This is a genomic window from Nocardia sp. NPDC052112, assembly GCF_040680135.1.
GTDB lineage: Bacteria > Actinomycetota > Actinomycetes > Mycobacteriales > Mycobacteriaceae > Nocardia.
Genome location: NZ_JBFAWD010000021.1, coordinates 47,073 through 68,975, shown reverse-complemented (window position 1 = coordinate 68,975; position 21,903 = coordinate 47,073). Strand labels below are relative to the sequence as shown.

The 21,903-nt window shown below is 66.4% G+C and carries 22 protein-coding genes and 1 riboswitch; of the genes, 13 read left to right on the top strand and 9 right to left on the bottom strand.

Annotated features, from left to right (window positions below):
* Positions 1-222: 222 nt before the first annotated feature.
* Positions 223-492 (bottom strand): hypothetical protein, encoded by a 270-nt coding sequence (locus AB0L58_RS32405; RefSeq protein ID WP_364392728.1) that lies wholly within the window; start codon positions 490-492, stop codon positions 223-225.
* 77 nt (positions 493-569) lie between these two features.
* Here AB0L58_RS32405 and AB0L58_RS32400 point away from each other — a divergent pair, with 77 nt between their 5' ends.
* From AB0L58_RS32400 to AB0L58_RS32390, 3 genes are read left to right on the top strand one after another with little or no spacing between them, the layout of a single operon-like run.
* A complete protein-coding gene (locus AB0L58_RS32400; protein WP_364392726.1) occupies positions 570-956 on the top strand; it encodes a glyoxalase superfamily protein in 387 nt (128 codons plus the stop codon).
* 48 nt (positions 957-1,004) lie between these two features.
* Positions 1,005-1,469 carry a DUF2752 domain-containing protein gene (locus tag AB0L58_RS32395; protein WP_364392724.1) on the top strand — a complete coding sequence of 155 codons (465 nt, stop codon included), beginning with the start codon at positions 1,005-1,007 and terminating at the stop codon, positions 1,467-1,469.
* 20 nt (positions 1,470-1,489) lie between these two features.
* On the top strand, positions 1,490-1,675 hold the full coding sequence (locus AB0L58_RS32390; protein ID WP_364392721.1) for a hypothetical protein: 186 nt from the start codon (positions 1,490-1,492) through the stop codon (positions 1,673-1,675).
* 7 nt (positions 1,676-1,682) lie between these two features.
* Here the strand turns inward: AB0L58_RS32390 and AB0L58_RS32385 are convergent, their stop codons facing one another.
* The 3 genes from AB0L58_RS32385 to AB0L58_RS32375 form a co-directional block, all read right to left on the bottom strand.
* Entirely contained in the window at positions 1,683-3,032 is a 1,350-nt protein-coding gene (locus AB0L58_RS32385; protein ID WP_364392719.1) for a M1 family metallopeptidase, read from the bottom strand.
* Entirely contained in the window at positions 3,032-7,054 is a 4,023-nt protein-coding gene (locus AB0L58_RS32380; RefSeq protein WP_364392717.1) for a Pls/PosA family non-ribosomal peptide synthetase, read from the bottom strand. Before AB0L58_RS32380 ends, AB0L58_RS32385 begins: the two co-directional genes overlap by 1 nt.
* A gap of 118 nt (positions 7,055-7,172) precedes the next feature.
* On the bottom strand, positions 7,173-7,595 hold the full coding sequence (locus AB0L58_RS32375) for a MarR family transcriptional regulator (RefSeq protein ID WP_364392715.1): 423 nt from the start codon (positions 7,593-7,595) through the stop codon (positions 7,173-7,175).
* A gap of 81 nt (positions 7,596-7,676) precedes the next feature.
* On the opposite strand from AB0L58_RS32375, the gene AB0L58_RS32370 reads away from it, so the two are divergent.
* Positions 7,677-9,104, top strand: coding sequence for a DHA2 family efflux MFS transporter permease subunit (locus tag AB0L58_RS32370; protein ID WP_364392713.1), 1,428 nt, complete (start codon positions 7,677-7,679; stop codon positions 9,102-9,104).
* Between the two features lie 42 nt (positions 9,105-9,146).
* On the opposite strand, the gene AB0L58_RS32365 is transcribed toward AB0L58_RS32370, so the two are convergent.
* The gene (locus AB0L58_RS32365; protein ID WP_364392711.1) at positions 9,147-9,782 is read right to left on the bottom strand and encodes a LysE family translocator; all 636 of its coding nucleotides are present in this window, start codon (positions 9,780-9,782) and stop codon (positions 9,147-9,149) included.
* Positions 9,783-9,895: 113 nt separating this feature from the next.
* Positions 9,896-10,009, top strand: a riboswitch (SAM riboswitch).
* 45 nt (positions 10,010-10,054) lie between these two features.
* On the opposite strand from AB0L58_RS32365, the gene AB0L58_RS32360 reads away from it, so the two are divergent.
* On the top strand, positions 10,055-11,419 hold the full coding sequence (locus AB0L58_RS32360) for an aminotransferase class V-fold PLP-dependent enzyme (RefSeq protein ID WP_364392709.1): 1,365 nt from the start codon (positions 10,055-10,057) through the stop codon (positions 11,417-11,419).
* Between the two features lie 51 nt (positions 11,420-11,470).
* Here AB0L58_RS32360 and AB0L58_RS32355 read toward each other — a convergent pair whose 3' ends face one another.
* The 3 genes from AB0L58_RS32355 to AB0L58_RS32345 form a co-directional block, all read right to left on the bottom strand.
* A complete protein-coding gene (locus tag AB0L58_RS32355; RefSeq protein ID WP_364392707.1) occupies positions 11,471-12,022 on the bottom strand; it encodes a flavin reductase family protein in 552 nt (183 codons plus the stop codon).
* Between the two features lie 33 nt (positions 12,023-12,055).
* Positions 12,056-12,529, bottom strand: a complete 474-nt coding sequence (locus tag AB0L58_RS32350) for a YbaK/EbsC family protein (RefSeq protein WP_364392705.1) — start codon at positions 12,527-12,529, stop codon at positions 12,056-12,058.
* A 65-nt stretch (positions 12,530-12,594) separates the two neighbouring features.
* Positions 12,595-12,915 (bottom strand): 2-oxo-4-hydroxy-4-carboxy-5-ureidoimidazoline decarboxylase, encoded by a 321-nt coding sequence (locus AB0L58_RS32345; RefSeq protein ID WP_364392703.1) that lies wholly within the window; start codon positions 12,913-12,915, stop codon positions 12,595-12,597.
* Positions 12,916-13,071: 156 nt separating this feature from the next.
* On the opposite strand from AB0L58_RS32345, the gene AB0L58_RS32340 reads away from it, so the two are divergent.
* From AB0L58_RS32340 to AB0L58_RS32330, 3 genes are all read left to right on the top strand, one after another.
* Positions 13,072-13,893 (top strand): crotonase/enoyl-CoA hydratase family protein, encoded by an 822-nt coding sequence (locus AB0L58_RS32340; protein WP_364392701.1) that lies wholly within the window; start codon positions 13,072-13,074, stop codon positions 13,891-13,893.
* An 89-nt stretch (positions 13,894-13,982) separates the two neighbouring features.
* The gene (locus tag AB0L58_RS32335; protein WP_364392699.1) at positions 13,983-14,489 is read left to right on the top strand and encodes a MarR family transcriptional regulator; all 507 of its coding nucleotides are present in this window, start codon (positions 13,983-13,985) and stop codon (positions 14,487-14,489) included.
* Positions 14,486-16,306 (top strand): MDR family MFS transporter, encoded by a 1,821-nt coding sequence (locus AB0L58_RS32330; RefSeq protein WP_364392697.1) that lies wholly within the window; start codon positions 14,486-14,488, stop codon positions 16,304-16,306. The genes AB0L58_RS32335 and AB0L58_RS32330 overlap by 4 nt, the downstream gene beginning before the upstream one ends.
* Before the next feature lie 355 nt (positions 16,307-16,661).
* Here the strand turns inward: AB0L58_RS32330 and AB0L58_RS32325 are convergent, their stop codons facing one another.
* Positions 16,662-17,153, bottom strand: coding sequence for an inorganic diphosphatase (locus AB0L58_RS32325; RefSeq protein WP_364392695.1), 492 nt, complete (start codon positions 17,151-17,153; stop codon positions 16,662-16,664).
* Between the two features lie 214 nt (positions 17,154-17,367).
* Here AB0L58_RS32325 and dacB point away from each other — a divergent pair, with 214 nt between their 5' ends.
* From dacB to hpt, 5 genes are all read left to right on the top strand, one after another.
* A complete protein-coding gene (dacB, locus tag AB0L58_RS32320; protein ID WP_364392893.1) occupies positions 17,368-18,807 on the top strand; it encodes a D-alanyl-D-alanine carboxypeptidase/D-alanyl-D-alanine-endopeptidase in 1,440 nt (479 codons plus the stop codon).
* Positions 18,808-18,820: 13 nt separating this feature from the next.
* Positions 18,821-19,936, top strand: a complete 1,116-nt coding sequence (locus AB0L58_RS32315; protein ID WP_364392693.1) for a zinc-dependent metalloprotease — start codon at positions 18,821-18,823, stop codon at positions 19,934-19,936.
* A 92-nt stretch (positions 19,937-20,028) separates the two neighbouring features.
* The gene (locus AB0L58_RS32310; protein WP_364392691.1) at positions 20,029-20,280 is read left to right on the top strand and encodes a hypothetical protein; all 252 of its coding nucleotides are present in this window, start codon (positions 20,029-20,031) and stop codon (positions 20,278-20,280) included.
* A gap of 17 nt (positions 20,281-20,297) precedes the next feature.
* Positions 20,298-21,290 carry a tRNA lysidine(34) synthetase TilS gene (gene tilS / locus AB0L58_RS32305; RefSeq protein ID WP_364392891.1) on the top strand — a complete coding sequence of 331 codons (993 nt, stop codon included), beginning with the start codon at positions 20,298-20,300 and terminating at the stop codon, positions 21,288-21,290.
* A 49-nt stretch (positions 21,291-21,339) separates the two neighbouring features.
* Positions 21,340-21,897: a hypoxanthine phosphoribosyltransferase gene (gene hpt, locus AB0L58_RS32300; protein WP_063042806.1), complete on the top strand. Its 558-nt coding sequence runs from the start codon at positions 21,340-21,342 to the stop codon at positions 21,895-21,897.
* The last annotated feature ends 6 nt before the right edge of the window (positions 21,898-21,903 follow it).

The following is a 21,903-nucleotide window of genomic DNA, read 5'->3' as shown; positions in this document are numbered from 1 at the left end:
AGTGGATACCCGAAATTAGGTCGGCCAATAGTCTTTTCGGAAGAAAAATTGAGCACGATCCGCTTCCCTCCTGGATATCGCCCGTCCCCGAGTTGCTCGTTACCCCGCCGCTGCGCCCGTCTTGCCCCCAATTCCCCTGTCCCACCCCACGATTTCGCACCCGTTCGCGGGATCGCCCGGTTATGGGCGCCCACAACGGGTGCGGCTATACGCGTGGCTGGATCAGCTGGGGGTGAGGAAGTCGGCAATATCCTCGGGCATGACCAGGCAGACCTGGTCGTCCGGATGGAAGTCGCCCGGAACATCGCGGCGGTTGGGAGCGTGCACGAAAACGACCACGGACGAGCCGTCTCCGGGGTCTATTTCGACCGCGACCGAGCCGGAGAAATCGCTGTCCGGGGGTGCGTACCAGTGGCCCACATGCCCGAATTCGAGCTTGCGAGCCGCACTGAGCCCGAATCGTTCGAGCCGGGTAACACCAGCGGCGTCCACATCGAGAAATTCTACTCTAGCTGCGGAAATGCCGGAGGGAATCGATCATGTCGGTACCTACTGCGATGATTTCGCCCGTGGCTTCCGATGCGATCCGGTTGGCGGCGCCGATCCCGGTGCTGCGCATCTTCGATATTGCCAAGGCCTACGAGTTCTACCGCGACTATCTGGGATTCACTGTGGACTGGGAACACCGGTTCGGTGCGAACTTTCCGTCGTACGCGCAGTTGTCGCGGTCCTCGGCGACGGTGCATTTGAGTGAGCATCACGGTGACGGCACTCCTGGATCGGTGGTGTGGATCGCGGTGCACGACATCAAGGCACTGCATGCCGAGTTGGCGGGCAAGGACTATCGGTACGCGAAGCCGGGATGTCCAGCGGATGGGCCCGGCGGGCCGGGATTCGAATTGGCCGATCCGTTCGGCAATACGCTGCGGTTCGCGCAGCCCGAAGAGCGGGCATGAGCTGTGGCGGGGGTGGGGCGACCGCGGCTACCGTTGATGCTTGTGGAGATGAGGCAAGCGGCACCGGTTGCACAACAAGGGCCGGATACCGCACCGGAACAACCGAAGCGCACCGGGCTGCGCGCCATGGGGTGGCCGCTCGTGGCGGCAGGCGTCGGTCTCGGAGCCACGCTGCTGCTGCATTTCCGGGATCCGCACAGCGAAGGCTCCTACGGCATCTGCCCGGTCTACGCGCTGACCGGGTGCTATTGCCCCGGCTGCGGCGGCATGCGGGGCATGCACAATCTGACCGACGGCCGAATTCTCGATGCGATACACAGCAATCTGCTCGTGCTGCCGCTGGTGCTGGCCTTCGTATTGTGGATCGGTGACTGGTCGATCCGGGCCTGGCGCGGTGAGCGGATGCGACTACCTCGGCTCGGCCGCACCACGATGTGGGTGTTCTTCACTGCGCTCATCGCTTATACGGTGCTGCGCAATACACCATGGGGGACCTGGCTCACGCCGGTCTAGTCCGGAGGCAGGCTTCGAATATGAGTGATTCGCTGAAGGAACGCATCCGCGCGAAGCTCTTGCGCCAGCTCCACGAGGACATCCGAGACCAAGAGCCGGACGACCCGCGCCTGATCTCGGTCGAATCCGATCTCGACACACTCGACAGCATCGCCGACGACGATCCGTTGGTCGAAGAACTGGCCGCGCGCTACTTGGTCTTCTGATGACGTCTCAGCGCGATGTGAACTGCCCGCCGGCGGGCGGCAGTTGCGGCAGCGGCTCGCTGAGCAGCCACGCATCCCACAACGGCCGCAGCGGCACCAGGCTGTAGTGGCCCGCCAGATCGGTGAATTCCTCCGTGGTGACCGAGCCGTGCCGGTAGCGGGTCGTCCACTCGCGCAGCAGATCCCAGAAGGCGAGGTCGCCGAGTTCCAGGCGCAGCGTATGCAGGGTGAGCGCGCCGCGCTTGTACACGCGGTCATCGAACATACGGCGCGGGCCCGGGTCGCCGATGATGATGTCCTGCGGTTCACGGGACAGGTTGTGCCGCGCGGCGCGGGCCATTCGGTCCGCGGTGGGCCCGCCTGCGGCTTCGGACCAGATCCATTCGGCGTAACAGGCGAAGCCTTCGTGTAGCCAGATGTCGCGCCACTGCCAGATCGTGAGGCTGTTGCCGAACCACTGGTGCGCGAGTTCGTGTGCGACAAGGCGTTCCGCGCCGCGGCGGCCGTCGCAATGGTTGGCCCCGAAGATGGAGATGCCATGTGCCTCGATGGGGATTTCCAGGTCGTCGTCGGTGACCACGACCGTGTATCCCTCGAATGGGTACGGGCCGAACTTCTCGGTGAACAGTTCCATCATCTGTCGTTGGCGCTCGAAGTCGTGGTCGAAGTCGGCGCGTAGCCGGGCCGGGATGATGGCCTGCATCGGCACCGAACCACGCGGGGCGTCGATGCGGTGCTTGCGGTACGGGCCGATCTGGATGGTCGCCAAGTAGCTCGACATCGGTTCGGGTTGCTCGTAAACCCAGGTGGTCTGACTGGCCTTGGTCTGCTTGCGCACCAGCGTGCCGTTGGCGAGCGCGTAGTACGGGGTGTCGGTGGTGATCGAAATCCGGTAGCTGGCTTTGGAACTCGGGTGATCGTCGCAGGGGAACCAGGACGCGGCACCGTTGGGCTGGCTGGCCACCAATGCGCCCTCGGTCAGTTCCTCCCAGCCGACCTCACCCCATGGCCCGCGCACCGGCTTCGGTATGCCCGCGTACTGGATTACCAAGACGAGCACCCCGCCCGCCGGAATCCGCTGCTGCGGGGTGATCACGAGTTTGCCGTGCTGATGGGTGTATTTCGCGGCTTTGTTCCCGTTGACGAAAACCTTGGCGACGGACAGTGATTGGGACAGGTCGAGTGCGAAACGGTCCCGCACGGCGGTGGTCACCGCAGTGATCTCGGCGCGGCCCACCAGGCGGTTGCTCGCGACCTTGTAGGTCAGCGCCAGTTCGTACCGCGATACCCGGTAGCCCCAATTTCCGTTCTGCGGTAGGTATTCGTCGACGGGCTCTTCGTAGTACTTACCCGCCATCAGTTGGCCGCTCCGGCCTCGCTCGGGCTCGGCGCCGCACTGGACCACGGCGCGATCGGATTGCCCCACCAGCGGGTGGACGGCGGCACGGTGTCTCCGCGCATGACCAGCGATGCCGGGCCGATGGTCGCGCCCGCGCCGATACTCGCGGCGGGCAGGGCGACGCAGTGCGGCCCGAGGGTGGCGCCGACACCGAGGGTGACGGTGTCCATGGCCATGATTCGATCGTGGAAGAGGTGGGTCTGCACCACACAGCCTCGTTCCACGGTCGCGCCGTCACCGAGTGTCACCAGGTCCGCCTCCGGTAGCCAATAGGACTCGCACCATACCCCGCGTCCGATCTTCGCGCCGAGTCCACGAAGCCACAGATTCAGTACGGGGGTACCGGTCGCGGCGCGCGCGAACCATGGCGCGGCGACGGTTTCGACGAAGGTGTCGGAAACCTCGTTGCGCCATACGAACGAACTCCACAGCGGATGCTCCTCGGCGCCGATTCGCCCGATCAGCAACCACTTCGCGATGACCGCACTCGCCCCCGCGATCGCCCCGGCGGCCATCATGACCAGACCGCAGAGCAGTCCAGCGACCAGATAGCTCGACGATTCCGCGATCCAGGCCAGCATGAACAGCACACCGAGGCCGATGCCGAAGGTCACGAGCACCGGGACGAGCCGGCAGGTCTCGACTACGCCGCGGAAAACCTTCAGCCGCAGCGGCGGATGGAAGGTGCGTTCGATATCGCCGGTTTCGGAGGCGCGCCGCAGTCGGACCGGTGGACTGCCGAGCCAGGACGAACCCGCCTTGGCCTTGGATGGTGCGGCCGAAAGCACCGCGACCAGTCCGTTTTTCGGCACCCGTCGACCGGGTGCGGTCATCCCGGAGTTGCCGAGGAAGGCGCGCTTGCCGACCTTCGCATCGCCGATGTGCAGCCAGCCGCCGCCGAGTTCGTAACTGGCGATCATGGTGTCGTCGGCGAGGAACGCACCGTCGGCGACCGTGGTGAATTTCGGCAGCAGCAGCACCGTCGATGCCTCGACGCTCTTACCGACCTTCGCGCCGAGCAGGCGCAGCCACAGCGGGGTCAGCAGGCTGGCGTAGAGCGGGAACAGGAAGGTGCGCGCCGAATCGAGCAGCCGCTCGGTGGCCCACGCCTGCCAGCCGACCCGGCTGCGAACGGGATGATGGCCCTCGGCGAGTCCGATGCTGAGCAGCCGGACCGCGATGACCGTGGCCACGGCGTATATGGAGAGGCTGAGCAGCGTTGCGACGGGCAGGATGGCGAAGCCCTTGCCGAGCGCACCCGCGAGGGTCTCGGCGTCGCGGATGAACCAGGCGATGAATGCGCCGCCCGCGGCCAGACCGAGAATGGGCATGGCCGCCAATGCCATCGAGGTCACACCGAAAATCGCGACCCAATGCGCGGCCCGCGCCGGGGTGTGTGCTGGCCAACGATGCTGGGCCTTGCCGACCTTCGTGGCGGGCGACCCGGCCCACTCCTGTTCGGCCTTGACCTTGCCCGATACCGATGATCCGGCCGCGATCTCGGCATTCTTACCGATTTTGCTGCCGGGCAGCAGGATCGAGCGCGCACCGACCACCGCGCCCGCACCGATGGCGATCGGGCCGATCTGCACCACATCGCCATCGATCCAGTAGCCGGACAGGTCGACCTCGGGCTCCACACTGCAGCCGTCGCCGAGTTCGAGCATGCCGGTGACCGGCGGCAGGGTGTGCAGATCGACGCCCTTGCCGATCTTCGCGCCGAGTGCTCGCGCGAACGGGACCATCCACGGTGCACCGGAGAGACTTTCGGCGCCGCTGGCCTCCGAGAGTCGGACCGCCGCCCACAGCCGCAGGTGCTCCGATCCGCCGCGCGGATAACTGCCGGGGCGCACGCCGCGCAGCAGGATCCGGGCGCCGGTCGCGCAGATCACCATCCGACCGGGCGGTGAGATGAACACCAGGAAGGCGGCCAGCGTCCACCACCAGGACAGATGCGGCAGCCACGGCAATGAGCCGGACCAGCCCGCGATATTGCCGACAATGGCCAACCAGGTGAGCCACTGCAATCCGGTGAGCGTGCTGAGCGGGATAGTTGCCAGCACCTGGGCGCATTGGGCGCGCAGTGGCGTGGGGCGCACGATGCGTTCCTCGACGGCGGCGCTCGGTGCGGTCTCGTCGAGCAGTTCGGCCAGTGCGCCCAGGCGTGGATGGTCGTAGAGATCCGCGACCGTGATGCGTGGATGACGTTCGCGCAGTGCGGTGACCAATTGGGCGGCCGAGAGCGAACCACCGCCGAGATCGAAGAAGTCGGTATCCGGTCCGGTGACCTCGGCACCGAGAATCGAATCCCACAGTCCGGCAATCCATTTCTCGGTTCCGGTGAGATCGCCACTCGTGGTGTCGGGTTCGGACGTGTTCGGCAGCGGCCACGGCAGGGCGTCGCGGTCGACCTTGCCCGAGGTGCGGGTGGGCAGGCCGGGGACGATGGCGAGCCGGGGGACCAGCGGCGCCGGAAGTTGTTCGGCGAGTTGGGCTCTGGCGGCCGCGAGGTCGAAATCGGGTGCGGTGCCGGTCAAATAGCCGACGAGGATCTTATTGCCCGCCTTGGTGGTTCGGATCGCGGCCGCGGCGCCGGTGACGCCGGGTAGGTGCTGTAGGGCATTGTCGAGTTCGCCGAGTTCGATGCGGCGGCCGCCGAGTTTGATCTGATCGTCGGCGCGGCCGAGGAAGACCAGACCCGCGCTGTCCTTGCGGACCAGATCGCCGCTGCGATAGGCACGGTCCCAGCCGAGCGACGGTAGGGGAGCGTATTTTTCGGCGTCCTTGGCCGGATCCAGATAACGGGCCAGGCCGACACCGCTGATGACGAGTTCCCCGGATTCGCCCTCGCCCACCGGGTTTCCGGCGGCATCGACGACGGCCAGATCCCAGCCGTCCAAGGGGAGTCCGATCCGGACCGGGAAACTGCCGTCGAGCAGCGCCGCACAGGCGACCACCGTTGCTTCGGTGGGGCCGTAGGTATTCCAGACCTCGCGCGGGGAATCCGCATCCGAATTGTCGCAGGACTCCGTGTCGTCCTGGTCCGGACTCGTCGCCCGCGTCGCGGGCTGTCCGGCAAGGCGTTCGGCGAGCTCGGGTGGTACCGCCTCGCCACCGAAGATCAGCAGCCGGACCGGGTCCAGTGCCTCCGCGGGCCAGGTCGCGGCAAGGGTGGGAACCGTAGAGACGATGCTGATTTCGCGCCGGACCAGCCAGGGGCCGAGATCGGCACCGGTGCGGACCAGGGCGCGCGGTGCGGGCACCAGGCAGGCGCCGTTGCGCCAGGCCAGCCACATTTCCTCGCAGGAAGCGTCGAAGGCGACCGAGAGTCCGGCGAGGACCCGGTCGCCCGGACCGATCGGGGCATCCGGCAGGAACAGGCGCGCTTCCGCATCGACGAAGGCGGCGGCATTGCGGTGGGTGACCGCAACGCCTTTCGGGGTGCCGGTGGATCCGGAAGTGAAGATGATCCAGGCATCGTCGGTGGTGATAGGGCGAACGGTCGACGCCGCGGTGGTCGGTTCGTACCGCTCGGCGGCGGCCACCGTCGGTTCGATGCCCGCCGCGGTCACGATCGCGGTCACGCGGGCCTCACCGAAGACGAGTCGGGCGCGTTCCTCCGGATCGTCGGCGTCCACCGGGACGTAGGCCGCACCGGCAAAGAGAATGGCCAGAATAGTGACGTAAAGCTCATGTGTGCCGGACGGCATGCGTACGCCGACGCGGTCGCCGGGGCGCACACCCGCCGCGGTCAAGCGCACGACTCCAGCGTCGATCTCGGCGAGCAATTCGGTGTAGCTGAGCACCACGGCACCGTCATCGATCGCGGGGGCCTCCGGATGCGCCGCCGCGGTGCTGTTCAGGATGTCGACAAGGGTTCTGGCCTGCGGCGCGAATGTGCCGCGCAGCAAGGGGGCGGGTGTGCGGAGCCCGTTCGTCGGGTCCGTGCCCGCCGCGGTGTCGACCTGCGGCTGCAGCATCACGTCCTGCCCACCTCTCATAGACCTGCCTAGCGCTTCCTGGTTGTTGTTTCACAGCTGGGTTACCAGCGGGCAAACGCCACGGTGACCAACTGTCTACGGTACCTGCGGTATCGCCTCACCCCTCTTCGCCGAGCGCCTTGAGCGCCAGGTGGTGCAGGGTGCGTCGTTCCTCCTTGTCGAGTCGGTGCAGTACTCGCTCGGCGGCCTCTTCGATGAGTTCATCGGTCTTGCGGCGCTCGGCGCGTCCGGACTGGGTGATGGTCAGCCGGTATTTGCGCCGGTCGGTCGCATCGCGGGTGCGGATGACGAATCCGGCGTCCTCCAGGCCATCGATCAGTCGGACCACCTCGCTGCGGTCGATGCCGAGCGCGGTGGAGACCTGCTGCTGGGACAGGTCGTCGAACTCCTCGAGGCAGACCAGCACCCAGTGTTCGCGCAACGAGGTGCCCATCTCGGCGTGTACGGCCTTGTGCAGCTTGCCGAGCGCATAGGTCGGGAAGCGGAGCAGGCCGCGGGGGTGAATGTGGTCAGCGGGCATTCGGTAATCATATCTATTGTTGATAAACCAGATTGTTGATAATCTCCGCAATCTAGGTTGTCTACAAATAGCGGAGGATCCATGTCGGATACTCGAACTGCTGTCGCCGCACCCGCACTCGCACTCGAACCCATTCCCGCGCGGGTGTGGCGGGTGGCCGGTGTGGTGGTCTTCGGCGCGGTCATGAGCATGTTGGACACGTCGCTGGTGAATATCGGGCTGAACTCCATCGCGGCGGATCTCGGTGCGGCACTGGACAGTGCCCAGTGGATCGCGAGCGGCTATCTGCTCGCACTCGCCGTCACGCTGCCGCTGTGTGGTTGGCTCGGACGGCAATTCGGCATGGACCGGGTCTGGTTGACCGCGCTCGCCGGGTTCACGGTGACCTCCGGAATGTGTGCGCTGGCTCCGAATGTCGGTTGGCTCATCGGATTTCGGATCGCGCAGGGTCTGGCCGCCGGGCTATTGGTGCCTGCCGGGCAGACGCTGCTCGGTCAGGTCGCGGGCCCGCAGCGACTGGGGCGGGTGATGAGTGTGGTCGGTATCGCGGTGGTCGCCGCGCCAGCGATCGGGCCGACCATCGGCGGTGTCATGCTGGCGAATCTGGACTGGGAGTGGTTGTTCCTGATCAATATCCCGTTCGGACTGGTGGCGTTCGTGCTGGCGCGTCGACTGTTGCCGCGGGCGGAGGCGACGGGGAACGGGGGTCGATTCGACGCCACCGGATTCGCGTTGATCGCGGTCGGACTCTCGGCGTTGGTCTATGGTCTGGGTGAATTCGGCAGTCGCGGTAGCGTTTCCGCGCCGACGGTGTGGGTATCGGTGCTGGTCGGCGTACTGGCGCTCGGACTGTTCGTGGCACGGTCGATGCGCGGCGGCGGTACGAGTCTGCTCGAGGTCGGACTGTTCCGGCATCCGGTGTTCGCGACGGCCAATGTGGCGAATCTCTTCGCGGGTGCGTCGCTGTTCGGGGCAATGCTGTTGCTGCCGTTGTACTTTCAGGTGCTGCATCGGGACGGAATCATTGCGACCGGTTTGCTGCTCATGTCCTTCGGAATCGGTGGCATCATCGCACTGCCCGTCGGTGGCCGGTTGACCGATCGATACGGCGGGGGCGTGGTCGCGGTGGTCGGCAGTGCGGTGACAGTCGCGGTCACCGTGCCGTTCGCACTCGGTGACGCATCGATGAATCCTGTTGTCGTACAGGTACTTCTGTTGATCCGAGGCGTGGCAACCGGATTGACCGGCGTGCCGATCGTGGCCGCGGCCTACGCCTCGGTGCGGCCGGATCAGATGCCGGATGCGGCGTCGTTCGTGAATATTCTGCAGCGGGTCGGCGGGTCGATCGGAGCGGCTTTGCTCGCGGTGGTGCTGTATCGCGCGGCCGATGCCGGACTGCCGGTGGATGCCGGATTCCGGCAGGCGTTCTGGTGGCTCACCGCCGCGTCGGTCATCTCACTGGCCGCGTCACTATTGCTGTGGCGCAGAGAGATTCAACCGAACCTGTGACGCTGTGCGCCGGCCGGTGGCGACCGGCCGGGCCGCATGGGATTACGCGGCCGAGGCGGCCGTGCCGATGCCGAGCGCCGCGAGAATGGCCGCGCTGATCTGCTCGAGCCGATCGCGCACCCGGGGACGGCGCAACATCGCCACCGCCCGTGACGCCAGCAGGGCGAGCAGGATCATCTCGACGGCGGCAATGGAGCACTCGATGGCGCCGAGCGCGAGGGTGTTCAGGAAGGTGACCTCGGTGAGGAATTGCGGCAGCACCGCCAGATAGAACAGTCCGACCTTCGGGTTGAACATGCACGACACCAGGCCCGCGGCGAATGCCGAGCGAATCGAGGTCGGCGCCGGTGCGTCCGACCTGCCGGACGTCGCCGCGGTGCCCGTCCCGCGCTGCTTGCGGTGCTCGATCAGCGCCCGAATTCCCAAGTACAGCAAATAGATTCCGCCGACGACCTTGAGCGTTCGGTAGGCGGTCGCGGACTGTTCCAGCAGGGCGGCGACGCCCGCCGCGACCACCACCGCCCACCCGATCCCGCCCAGTGCCGAGCCGATCGCCGCCGCAATGCCGGGTCGCGCGTCCACGATCGAGAATCGCAGCACCAGGAACGAATCCGGGCCGGGCGTGATGGACAGCAGAATGCACAGGCCGACAAAGCTGAGTAGCAGCGAAAGGGTCACCGATCGATCAGACCGCACCGCGCCCGGCATTGCAAGGTTATTTATTCGACTGCATGTATATGCAGCAAGGGGCCGGTTGACAGGGCGGGGCGGCATCTGCCAATCTCGGTTCAGGTCATGAGTACCAGCGTCAAGCCCCGGCTAGCTGGTCGGCAACCCTCCTCCGCGGCGGGGTGCTCCGGGTGACGACCGGGCCGCAGCCCGACCGGGTGCGGCAAGCGCGGACTCGGATGATCACCAGATTTCGGGTCCCATTACCGATGGGATTTGTGATGACCGCTGCAACCGATCAGAGCTGTGTTTACCCACCTCGTCGGCTCCGCCGACTGCCGTCCCCCGGTGCCGCCCTCGCCCGGGTTTCCGGCGACGACCTCCGGGTGCCGCTCGTACAGGGCGGAACGACCACCTACGCGAACTTCGACTACGCCGCGAGCGCACCGGCATTGGCGCAGGTCACCGACCGGGTGCAGCAGCTGCTGCCGTACTACGCGAGTGTGCACCGCGGTGCCGGTTACGCGTCGCGGATCTCCACCGAGTGCTACGAGGCCGCGCGCGGCTCGGTATCCCGTTTCCTCGATGCCGCCGACGATCAGGTCGTGGTGTTCACCCGCAACACCACCGATGCCCTGAATCTGCTCGCCGCCTGCGTGCCAGGCGACACCGTGGTGCTCGATATCGAACATCATGCGAACTTCCTGCCGTGGACCCGGCACGGTCGCCGCGTGGTGCGGGCGGCGGCGACCGTCGAGGAGACCATTCGCCAGCTGATCGCCGAATTGTGCAGTAAGCCAGCCGCATTGCTCGCGGTCACCGGCGCGTCGAATGTGACCGGTGAGGTGCTGCCGCTGGAGCGTTTGGCCACCATCGCGCACCAGTGTGGTGCCCGCATCCTGGTCGATGCCGCCCAGCTGGCGCCGCATCGTCGGATCAGCCTGCGCGGCACCGGAATCGACTACCTCGCATGCTCCGGACACAAGCTCTACGCACCATTCGGTGCGGGAGTGCTTGTCGGACGCCGGGATTGGCTCGATGCCGCCGAACCGTATCTGGCGGGCGGCGGGGCAGTTCGCGAGGTCACTACCGCCGATACCGAATGGGCGTCCGCACCGCAGCGCCATGAGGGTGGTTCGCCGAACGTCCTCGGCGCGGCCGCGCTCGCCGCCGCGTGTGACGCGCTGTGTGCGATCGATCCGAAAACCCTTGCCGCGCATGAGCGACGGCTCGCCGATCGGCTGCGCAGCGGCCTGTCCGCGATTCCGGGCGTCAACCTGCTGCGCATCTGGGACGACAGCCCGGACACCGTAGGCATTGTCGCCTTCACCCTGGACGGGTTCGTGCCCGGCCACGTCGCGGCCTACCTCTCCGCCGAACACGGCATCGGTATTCGGGACGGCCGTTTCTGTGCCCATCCGCTGCTCGCACGCCTCGGTCTCGCCGGTGCCCTGCGTGCCAGCATCGGCCTCGGCAGCAGCTCCGCCGATGTGGATCGGCTGGTCGAGGCCGTCGCGACGCTGGCCACCGAGGGTGCGTCGTGGAATTACGCCAGCACCGACGGCCAGTGGAATCCGACACCGGAGACCCGTCCCTTCGCCCGCCCCGATTCCATCGACGGCGTCGCACCCTGCTCGATCGGCTGATCGGACCGACCGTTCAGTTGTTGCCGCGCAGGCGAATCCGCCCGGCCGCGCTCAGTCTTCGAGCGCGGTCGGGCGGTAGTAGCGGCCGCGGTAGTAGAGCAGCGGTGCGGCACTGGGTTGTTCGTCGGTATTGTCGTGGACCCGGGTGACCAGGCCGACGACGAAGGTGTGATCACCGATGGGGATCAGCTGTTGGATGGTGGCGCGGATCCAGATGGGGGTGCCGTGCAGCACGGGCTCGCCGGTGTCCAGCGTGGTCCATAGCGAGCGATCACTGAAGCGTTGGTCGGCGGTGCGGGCAAAGCGCTTGGCCAGATCGTGCTGATGTTCGCCGAGGAAGTGGATCACGACGGAATCGGCCGACCGCAATGCCGTCAGGCTCGACGAGGTGTGGGCGATATTGAAGGAGACCAGCGGGGGCTCCAGCGACAGCGATGCGAAGGAGGTTGCGGTGAAGCCGACCGGACCGTTCGCGGAGCCCAGAGTGACAACGGTGACGCCCGCCGGATAGTGCCGCATGGAGGAGCGATACAGCTCGGCGGTGATACCGCTCAGATCATCGGGAATCTGGATGTCCGTCGCGGGGGGTTGAGCATCAGTCACATGACGAAACTACGCTCGGTTCCCGTGCGGCGTTCAGTCCACGTCGATCGGCAGCCCGGCGGTAATGCGCACCAGTTCGCGAAACGAGGTGCGGAACACGGTATTCGGATGGCCGCCCGCGGCCCATACCTCCCGGTGCGTGGCCAGTGCATTGTCCACCCAGGTCGGCAGGTTGGTGGGATGGCCGACCGGTGCGATGCCGCCGATGGGCTGACCGGTCACCTCCTGGACCATGTCGGCGGGTGCGCGGGTGAGCTTGCCTTCGAGTCGTTCGCCGGTGCGCCCGAGGTCGACCTGGTGTGCGCCGGAGACCAGCAGCAGCACCGGATCGTCGTCCAGGAGGAAGACCAGTGATTTCGTAATGGCGCCCACATCGACACCGAGTGCCCGTGCGGCATCGGCGGCGGTGGGCGTGGGGGCGGACTGAGTGACGATGACACCGTGGTGGCCGCGCGCGATCAGGGTATCTGCGACCCGGCATGCGACTGGTGGAAGCGACCTGCGCATGGATCCAGAGTAGAGCGATTGCGGGCCGTACGCCGGTCGAGTTCGTCGATAAGTATTCGGGCCGATCAGTATTCGGGGTAGCCCTCGGCGGGGCCGAGCAGCCGGTCGATCCGATCGTGCACGATCCGCGCCAGCTCGGTCACGCTGCGCTGCGCGACCCGTTCGTGCACAACCGAATCGAAGGCGCGATCGAGATCGGATTGGGAAAGTGCGAGCAACTCGACATCTGCCTTGGCCAGCAGCGCATCTCGATCCGGATAGGGGCGGGCATCGGCGAGTGTGGCCGCCCAGGTGACATTGCAGCAGACTTCGAACAGTGCGTGGACGGCGCGGGCGGGCGCCATCGCGTTGAAGCGGTCCAGCCCTATTCCTTGATGCATCAACATGATGGCCTCCAAGCCGGATGATGCGAGTTTGCCGACTCGACCATGATGCGGCCGATGTCGACGTCGGAACCAGTGCGTGGCGGCAATTTTGCACAGCATTTACACGGGGGACGGACTGGACGACTGGCCTGCTCACACCTGCTTTACGCTGAACGAATGACTGATTGGCAGGCCTTCACCGTTGAAACCAAGGATCACATCGCGCAGGTCACCCTGACCGGCCCCGGCAAGGGCAACGCCATGGGTCCGGACTTCTGGCGGGAGCTGCCGGAGATCTTCCGCGGGCTGGACGCCGATCCGGAGGTGCGCGCCATTGTGCTCACCGGTTCCGGGAAGCATTTTTCCTACGGACTCGACCTGCCCGCGATGGCCGGGACCTTCGGTCCGCTGATGGCGGATAAGGCGCTGGCGGCGCCGCGCACCGACTTCCTCTATGAGGTGCGCCGGATGCAGGCCGCGGTGACCGCGGTGGCCGATTGTCGCAAGCCGGTCGTCGCCGCGGTCTCCGGCTGGTGCATCGGCGGCGGGCTGGACCTCATCGCCGCGGCCGATATTCGCTACGCGAGTGCGGACGCGAAGTTCAGTCTGCGCGAGGCGAAGGTCGCGATTGTCGCCGATATCGGATCGCTGCACCGGCTCCCCGGCATTATCGGCGAGGGGCAATTGCGCGAACTCGCCTACACCGGCAAGGACATCGATGCGGCGCGCGCCGAGAAGATCGGCCTGGTCAACGACGTATTCGCCGATCAGGAGGCGGTACTGGACGCGGCGCACGCCATTGCGCGCGAGATCGCCGCGAATCCGCCGCTGGTGGTGCAGGGCGCGAAGGATGTGCTCGAGCAGCGCACCAAGGATCAGGTGGCCGCCGGGCTGCGCTATGTCTCCGCGTGGAATTCCGCATTCCTGCCGTCCGAGGATCTGACCGAGGCCATCCAGTCGGTATTCGAGAAGCGAGCCCCGGAGTTCAAGGGCCGGTAAAGGCTCTTTAATCGCTTGCCCCAGCCGTTGGCCTGCGGACATACTTGTATCACGCAACTAATTGATTGATGCAAGTAAAGGTGAGTCGAGTGGATGAGGACGAGCTGTCGGTCGAGGCGATCGCGATTCAGCTCACCAAACTGCAGCGCATCCGCGAACGGACCGCGGCGCAGCTGCGCACCAGAGATGGCGTGGATCCCGCCGCCTTCGCCATTCTGTTCCGGCTGCTGTGCGACGGCCCGATGCGCTCGGGCGAACTCGCCGAGGCGGTGAATTCGGATGCCTCGACGGTCAGTCGGCATATCGCCCACCTCGTCGACCGACATCTGGTGGAACGGCAGGCCGATCGCAACGACGGCCGCGCCACCGTGCTGGTCGTCACCGAGCGGGGTCGCGAGACCGCCGAGCGGATCCGCAGGCGCAGGCACGAGAACCTGACCCGGGTGATGGCGGCGTGGACGCCGCAGGACCGGGCCGTATTCGCCCGACTGCTGCGGCAGTTCGTGGACGACTACGAGCGGGCCAAGCCCGCCATGATCGCGGCCCTCCGCAACGACCAGAACCTGTATGTATTCGAGACGGAGAACGATTCGTGACCGCACCGGCCGCGGTGGCAGAACCCACCGGCTTCACCCATAGACAGATCCTGACCATCATGAGCGGTCTGCTGCTCGGCATGCTGCTCGCGGCATTGGACCAGACGATCGTCTCCACCGCGATCCGCACCATCGCCGACGATCTCGACGGCTATTCGATGCAGGCCTGGGCGACCACCGCCTACCTCATCACCGCGACGCTCGCGACGCCGCTGTACGGCAAGTTGTCCGATATGTTCGGCCGCAAGCCCTTCTTCATGGCGGCGATCTCGATCTTCGTCGTCGGTTCGCTGCTGTGCACGATGGCGCAGTCGATGTACGAACTCGCGGCGTTCCGCGCATTCCAGGGACTCGGTGCGGGTGGCCTGATGTCGCTGGCGCTGACCATCCTCGGCGATATCGTCAGCCCGCGTGAACGGGCCAAGTACCAGGGCTACTTCCTCGCGGTATTCGGCACCTCCAGCGTGATCGGCCCAGTGCTCGGCGGCGTATTCGCCGGACAGGACAGCATCCTCGGGGTCAGCGGCTGGCGCTGGGTCTTCCTGGTGAATGTGCCGATCGGCCTGATCGCGCTCGGCGTCGTCTCCAAGGTGCTGAGGTTGCCGAAGCGGCCGCATTCCACCGATCGGGTCGACTGGTGGGGCGTGCTGGTGCTCGCGATCGGGTTGGTGCCACTGCTCATCGTCGCCGAGCAGGGACGCGAATGGGGTTGGGGCAGTGGACAATCCATCCTCTGCTATGTGATCGGCGTGCTCGGGATCCTCGGATTCGTGCTGGTCGAGAAGGCAATGAAGGACAAGGCGCTGATCCCGCTGCGGATGTTCGCCAACAAGACCTTCGCGCTCGGCGTGGTGATCTCGGTCGTGGTGGGCTCGGCGATGTTCGGCGGAATTTCCCTGCTGCCGCAGTACCTGCAGGTGGTGCGCGGTTCGAGTCCGACGCTGGCGGGTCTGCAGATGCTGCCGATGGTGCTCGGCATGATGACCGGCTCGGTCGTATCCGGCCAGCTGATCTCGCGTACCGGTCGCTATCGGATCTTCCCGCTCATCGGCGCGACCATGTTGACGCTTGGGCTGTTCCTGCTGCACTTCGTGAATGCCGACAGCCCACTGTGGCTCGCGATGATCTTCATGGCCTGCACCGGATTCGGCCTCGGCAATCTCATGCAGCCGCTCACCATAGCGGTGCAGAATGCGTTGCCGCCCAAGGATATGGGCGTCTCCACCGCCGCGGCCACCTTCTTCCGGCAGATCGGCGGCACGATGGGTGTCGCGGTATTCCTGTCGATTCTGTTCGCGCAGCTGACGCCGAATATCTCCACCGAGATGAGGTCCGCGGCCACCGATCCGGCATTCCAGCACGCTGTGGTCGAGGCCGCCCAGAGCAGCAATCCCGCCGATGCCGCACTCGCGAAAGGTCTACTCGCGCAAGATACTTCGGCAGCCGGTGGGGTGCTGAAGGACAGCTCGATCGTGCAGCAGTTGAGCCCGGAGCTGGCGCGGCCGTTCAAGGTCGGTTTCGCGGAGTCCATGTCGACGGTATTCCTGTCGGTGACCGGAATGGCCCTGCTCGCGTTGATCCTGGTGGTGTTCTGGAAGGAAGTGCCGCTGCGGACGGTCGGCGGCATCGAGGCGGCCAAGGGTGAGGCGACCACCAATGGTGGCGGACCGGATGTGCTCGAGCGCACCGGATTGTCGATCGCGGGTGGCGAAACCTCGAATCCGTCCGAGGACACGGTGGATGCCGTGGTGAGTTCCGCGAGCGGTGCCGGCAGCTCGACGAACGGTGCCGGACCGAAGCCGACCGAATCCGCCTGATCCGGTTCGACCGCCGCCGCGCATTTCCGGGCCTCGGGCCGACCTGGCCGTTATCCCGCAACGGTGCCGGACCGAGGTCTGGCGGAACCTATCCGGAGCGAATCGCTCCCGGCCCAGGAGTTTGCCAGGGCTGGGCGCGACCCGTTTCACGGGTGTTCGGCGAGTGCGGGAATCGTCTCGCGATACGGTCGGCTGGAATGACACCGATTCCGCCTCTGCCTCTACTACTGACCGATCCACTGATAGCCGAAATCGGCAGCACCGCACCATAATTGAATACGAAAGCGGGAAGTCCGAACGCACTGGACTTCCCGTCCTTCGTTATGGATCCGGTAGCCGAATCAGCCGACAGAACTCAGTGGCCGCCGTTCTCCTGCAGGCGCTTGAGCGAGGCCTCCACCTCGGCCTCGGCCTCGGCGCGGCCGACCCACTCCGAGCCCTTGACGTACTTGCCCGGCTCCAGGTCCTTGTAGTGCTCGAAGAAGTGCTTGATCGCGGCCAGTTCGAATTCCGGTACGTCGGCCAGATCCTGGATGTGGTCCCAGCGCTTGTCGCCCGCGGGCACGCACAACACCTTGTCGTCGCCGCCGGCCTCGTCGACCATCTTGTACATCGCGACCGGACGCACCTCGATCAGGCAGCCCGGAAATACCGGCTCGGGCAGCAGGACCAGTGCGTCCAGCGGGTCGCCGTCCTCGCCGAGGGTGTTCTCGATGTAGCCGTAGTCGGCCGGGTAGACCATGGACGTGTAGAGGAAGCGGTCGAGCCGGACCCGACCGGTCTCGTGATCGACCTCGTACTTGTTCCGAGAACCCTTGGGGATCTCGATGGTGACGTCGAACTCCACGCCATCTCCTTACTGATGCGTCTGTGGGACTGTCGTGTTGTGGTCGTCGGAACGCCGACTCGACAGGTGTTCGGGGGGAACGGTGCCCGAACGAGGATAGTGTGGTCCGCGGGCACGTGGGTGCGGTAGGTGGGTGGACCTGGCGACAGTGCGACGGTCGGGCGATACGAGACGGAGAGACGGCGGGCACGTGGTGGGTGGCAGCAGCAGGAAAATCGGTGGCTTGGCCACGAAGCGGCGCCGCAATATCTGGATCGGCGTCGCGTTCACGCTGGCCTTGCTGATAGGTGCTGGGGCCGGCGTAGTGATCGCACTGAAGCCGTGGACCGAGGAATTCCGGCACGGTGGGCTCACCATTGCCGCACCGCCCGACCCGGTCGAACCGTCTCCGCAGGTCGAGCCCGCGCCCTCGAATGCGTCCGCGCCGACTCCCGCCGGTATCGCCGCCGCGCTCGCACAGGTGGTCGCCAATCCCGACCTCGGTGCGTTCGCCGGTGAGGTCACCGATGCGGACTCCACGACCGTGCTGTGGAGCGCCGAATCCGATAAGCCGATGATTCCATCGTCGACCGCCAAGATCCTCACCACCGCCGCCGCCCTGCTCACCCTGCCCGCGGATCATCGCGTGACCACCCGTGTCGTCACCGGATCGGTGCCCAATGAACTGGTGCTGGTCGGCGGTGGCGATCCGACGCTGACCGCGCAGCCCGATGGCAAGGGGTATTACCCGAATGGGCCGCGCCTGTCGGATCTGGTGTCGCAGATCAAGGCCTCCGGTCATCCCGTCGACACCATCGTGGTCGACACCTCCGCGTATTCCGGCCCGCCGATGGCGCCCGGCTGGGATCCGGTCGATATCGGTGAGGGCTCCATCGCACCGATGGATCCGGTGATGCTCGACGGCGGTCGCCTCGACCCGCTGGTGGAGTACTCGCCGCGTACTCCCACTCCGGCGCTGGTCGCCGGACAGCGCCTGGCCATCGACCTCGGACTCGATCCCGCCAAGGTGCGGATCGGCAATGCCGCCGCCGATGCCGCCGAGGTGGCGAGCGTGCAATCCGCGCCGCTGCGGGACCGGCTGCGCGACACCATGGTCCACTCCGACAATGTCCTCGCCGAGGCCATCGGCCGCGAGATCGCGATCGCATCCGGTAACGAGGCATCGTTCACCGGGGCCGTCTCCGCCCTCGAAACCGCGCTGGGCAAGGGCGGATTCGACCTCACCGGACTTTCGATGCGCGATAACAGCGGCCTGTCGACCGAGGACCGGGTACCCGCCCGGCTACTCGACAAGATCATCGCGACCGCGGCCAAGCCGAACGGGGCCAATGCCGTGCAGCCGAGCAATACCAAGGCCAAACCGGAAACCGACCGCATTGCGACCACCCTCGCGCCATTGCTCGACGATCTGCCGGTCGGGGGTGCGACAGGGTCGCTGAGCAGCCGTTATGTCACGCAGAACCGGGGCGGCGCCGGATGGGTGCGGGCCAAGACCGGAACTCTGTCGGTGGCGAGCACGTTGGTCGGTTATGTGCTGGACAGCGACGGGCGGGTATTGACCTTCGCACTGATGTCGAACGATCGGCCACCGGAGCTGAGTCGACCCGCATTGGACGCCATCGCCGGCACGCTGCGCAACTGTGGATGCTCGTGACGGGTGGTTGACCATGTTCGAAGGCATTGATGAATCGGGCGCCGTGCCCGCTGTGAATTCGGGTGCGGACGCTGCGGCCGAGCGGCGACGCTCCGGATTTTCCGGTGCCGTCGATTGGCACCTTGCCGCGCGCACCGGTTCCGCGCTGGTGCCGTCCGGGCCGCGGACCTCGCGGTATTCGGCCGAACAGGTGGTCAGCGAGTTGGCCGAGGCGTCGGTGCGGGCGGAGGGGCCGGTCCGCGAGGTGAGCGGACTGCTCGACGACCAGCCGGTGCCTTCGGCACGGGTCGTCGACCGGCCCGGCTGGATCAACGCGGCCGCCGATTCCATGTCCCAGTTGACCGGCACCGGGCAGGCACCGGATAAAGGCCTGCTTGCCGGAAAGCCCGCGGGTGTGCAGGCGGGCGCGATGCTGGCGTTCCTGTCCACCGCGATCCTCGGCCAGTACGACCCGTTCACCGGCCCCGACGGGACGTTGCTGCTGGTCGCGCCGAACATCATGGCCGTCGAGCGCGCACTCGGCGTCTCGCCGACCGACTTCCGATTCTGGGTGTGCCTGCACGAGGTGACCCACCGCGTGCAGTTCTCCTCCGCGCCATGGCTGGCCGACTACATGCGCGCCAATGTCGACGTGCTGGGCGAGGTCGGCGACGAACCGCTCGCCGATATGCTCGCCCGTCTAGTCGCAGAGGTGCGCGACCGTCGCCGCGGCACCGGCCCCGAGGACCCGAATTCCCGCGGCGTCGTGGGTCTGTTGCGCGCCACCCAGGCGCCACCGCAACGTGAGGCTCTGGACCGCCTGCTGATGCTCGGCACGCTCTTGGAAGGCCATGCCGACCACGTCATGGATGCTGTCGGCCCCGCCGTCATCCCGACCGTCGAACAGATCCGTAGCGCCTTCGACAAACGCCGCAAGCGCCCGACCAACCCCCTTCAACGCCTCCTGCGCGCCCTCCTCGGTGTCGACGCCAAGGTTGCCCAATACGTCCGTGGCAAGAAATTCGTGGACGCCGTGGTAGCCCAGGTCGGCATGACCCAGTTCAACACCATCTGGACCAACCCCGAAACCTTGCCACTTCCAGCGGAAATCGAAGATCCGCAACGCTGGATCACCCGCGTCCTCGGGTAGTTCGCGAGTTATCCGCCGCGTACTCGACGGCACCTCGATCGCCCACCTTGCCAGCGTCCTGCTCGACGGCGCTTCCGGTCTGGGTGGCACGCATGGCGAACACATCCGTCGTGCGCGGCCGCGTCATCGAATGGCTCGGCGACGACGCGGCCTGGCCGATCGTCGACCAGTTGGCCACCGAATACATCGGTCAGCCGTACCGCGAGACCGAAAGCGCGTCGTCACGGTCATCGAACCCGAGCGACAGCAGGTGGGCATGGCATGAGCCGAGGCAGGGCAGGTGCCGGTTCGCGTCCGCGGCCCGCGCGCTGGCCCTGGTCGACTCGGTAGTCTCCGGAATATGAGCCGTACGGCGGGAGCGATGCCCGGAAACGCTCGGCGGCTGCCCGAGACCGAGGCGGTACTCGAGGTACGGCGGGCGGTGCGGGGGTGGTTGGCCGATTATGCGACGGACGCGCCGAGCGCGGTGGCGGTCGCGTTGTCCGGGGGTGCGGATTCGTTGGCATTGACGGCTGCCGCCGTAGTGGAGGCGGGTCGGGTCGACGCGCTGGTTGTCGATCATCAGTTGCAAAAGGGATCGGACAAGGTGGCGGCCGCGGCGGCGGCCGCGGCATTGGCGCTCGGGTGTCGGTCGGCGCATGTGCTGGCGGTCGAGGTCGGTGGGGACGGCGGGATGGAGGCGGCGGCGCGGGCGGCTCGGTACGCGGCGCTCGACGGGGCGCGGGGTGGGTTGCCGGTGCTACTCGGGCACACGCTCGATGATCAGGCCGAGACCGTGTTGTTGGGGTTGGGGCGGGGGTCGGGTGGGCGGTCGATTCAGGGGATGGCGGCGTTCGTGGCCCCCTGGGGGCGGCCGCTCTTGGCGGTGCGGCGGACGGTGACCAGGCAGTTGTGTGCCGATATCGGGTTGACGCCGTTCGAAGATCCGCACAATTCGGCGGCGGAATTCACCAGGGTGCGGTTGCGCAATGAGGTGCTGCCGCTGCTGGAGGAGGTGCTCGGGGGCGGGGTCGCGGGGGCGCTGGCGCGCACGGCCGAGCAGTTACGCGATGACGGTGCGGTATTGGATGCGCTGGCCGATGAACTACTGCGCGCCGCGAGTGATGACCGAACTCTCGTGATCGAGACCCTCGCCACTGCCCCCGCCGCCTTGCGTCGCCGCGCAATCCGTGCATGGTTGCTGGCGGGTGGTGCTAAAGCCCTGACCAACAAGCATTTACAGGCGGTTGACGAATTGATTACCGCGTGGCGCGGGCAGGGCGGTGTCGCGGTGGGTGGTGGACAGCCGGGGCGCAGGTTGGTCGCCACGCGCGAACATGGCAGGCTGACTTTGCGTCTGCACGGGAGCCGATGACACATAATGGATCGGCCGGGGAGACACCAGGGAAGGGAAACCAACTGACGTGTACGAGGGCGATATCGCGTCGGTGCTGATCACCGAGGAACAGATCGCGGCCAAAACCCAGGAGCTGGCCGAGCTGATTGCCAAGCGTTATCCGGCCGACGCCCCGGAGGGCGATCTGCTGCTGGTCGGCGTGCTCAAGGGTGCCATCTTCTTCATGACCGACCTCGCCAAGGCGCTGCCGATTCCCACCCAGATGGAATTCATGGCCGTCTCCTCCTACGGCTCGTCCACCTCGTCCTCCGGTGTCGTGCGCATCATGAAGGACCTGGACAAGGACATCGCGGGCCGCAATGTGCTGATCGTCGAGGACATCATCGACTCCGGTCTCACGCTGTCCTGGCTCAAGCGCAATCTGTCCACCCGCAATCCGGCCTCGCTCGAGGTCGTCACCTTGCTGCGCAAGCCGGACGCGCTACGCACCCACGTGGAAGTCGCGCATGTCGGCTTCGATATTCCGAACGAATTCGTGGTCGGCTACGGCCTCGACTATGCCGAGCGCTACCGCGATCTGCCCTATATCGGCACCCTCGACCCCAAGGTCTACGGCGGCGCGTAGACCACG

Excerpts from the sequence above, each read along its gene's own strand:
- AB0L58_RS32395 (WP_364392724.1), top strand. The coding sequence starts at position 1,005 with ATGAGGCAAGCGGCACCGGTTGCACAACAAGGGCCGGATACCGCACCG.
- AB0L58_RS32390 (WP_364392721.1), top strand. The coding sequence starts at position 1,490 with ATGAGTGATTCGCTGAAGGAACGCATCCGCGCGAAGCTCTTGCGCCAG.
- AB0L58_RS32385 (WP_364392719.1), bottom strand. The coding sequence starts at position 3,032 with ATGGCGGGTAAGTACTACGAAGAGCCCGTCGACGAATACCTACCGCAG.
- AB0L58_RS32380 (WP_364392717.1), bottom strand. The coding sequence starts at position 7,054 with ATGCTGCAGCCGCAGGTCGACACCGCGGCGGGCACGGACCCGACGAAC.
- AB0L58_RS32375 (WP_364392715.1), bottom strand. The coding sequence starts at position 7,595 with ATGCCCGCTGACCACATTCACCCCCGCGGCCTGCTCCGCTTCCCGACC.
- AB0L58_RS32370 (WP_364392713.1), top strand. The coding sequence starts at position 7,677 with ATGTCGGATACTCGAACTGCTGTCGCCGCACCCGCACTCGCACTCGAA.
- AB0L58_RS32360 (WP_364392709.1), top strand. The coding sequence starts at position 10,055 with ATGACCGCTGCAACCGATCAGAGCTGTGTTTACCCACCTCGTCGGCTC.
- AB0L58_RS32350 (WP_364392705.1), bottom strand. The coding sequence starts at position 12,529 with ATGCGCAGGTCGCTTCCACCAGTCGCATGCCGGGTCGCAGATACCCTG.
- AB0L58_RS32345 (WP_364392703.1), bottom strand. The coding sequence starts at position 12,915 with ATGTTGATGCATCAAGGAATAGGGCTGGACCGCTTCAACGCGATGGCG.
- AB0L58_RS32340 (WP_364392701.1), top strand. The coding sequence starts at position 13,072 with ATGACTGATTGGCAGGCCTTCACCGTTGAAACCAAGGATCACATCGCG.
- AB0L58_RS32315 (WP_364392693.1), top strand. The coding sequence starts at position 18,821 with ATGTTCGAAGGCATTGATGAATCGGGCGCCGTGCCCGCTGTGAATTCG.
- AB0L58_RS32310 (WP_364392691.1), top strand. The coding sequence starts at position 20,029 with ATGGCGAACACATCCGTCGTGCGCGGCCGCGTCATCGAATGGCTCGGC.
- tilS (WP_364392891.1), top strand. The coding sequence starts at position 20,298 with ATGCCCGGAAACGCTCGGCGGCTGCCCGAGACCGAGGCGGTACTCGAG.